Source organism: Trinickia terrae, from assembly GCF_005144415.1.
Classification (GTDB): domain Bacteria; phylum Pseudomonadota; class Gammaproteobacteria; order Burkholderiales; family Burkholderiaceae; genus Trinickia_A; species Trinickia_A terrae.
On the sequence record NZ_SWJE01000058.1, the window covers coordinates 1 to 261 of the forward strand.

A 261-nucleotide genomic window follows, 5' to 3' on the forward strand; every position below is an offset into this window, starting at 1 on the left:
CTGTTCGCCGGTAACGCCGGTGGCACAGCAGTCTCGGGCAACGCAATACACACCAGCTAAGGCAGGTCGTCAAGCGCTTCCGCATTCTCATACAGCTTGATCAGCATCGCGCGAAGCACCTGAACGTCGCCCGCGGCGAAATCGCGAAGCACGACCGCCTCATGCCGCTTTGCGAGCGGCATGATGCTGAGGGTGAGCTCCTCGCCCTTTTCCGTCAGGACGACCCTGATCGACCGTCCATCCGTCGCGCTCTTCTCGCGT

At 62.1% G+C, this 261-nt stretch carries 1 protein-coding gene; it reads right to left on the minus strand.

Features of this window, described 5'->3' with window-relative positions; translation table 11 throughout:
• Positions 1-56 precede the first annotated feature (56 nt).
• Positions 57-261, minus strand: a 205-nt coding sequence (locus FAZ69_RS33065; RefSeq protein WP_500809262.1) for a winged helix DNA-binding protein, incomplete at its 5' end; no start/stop codon positions are given.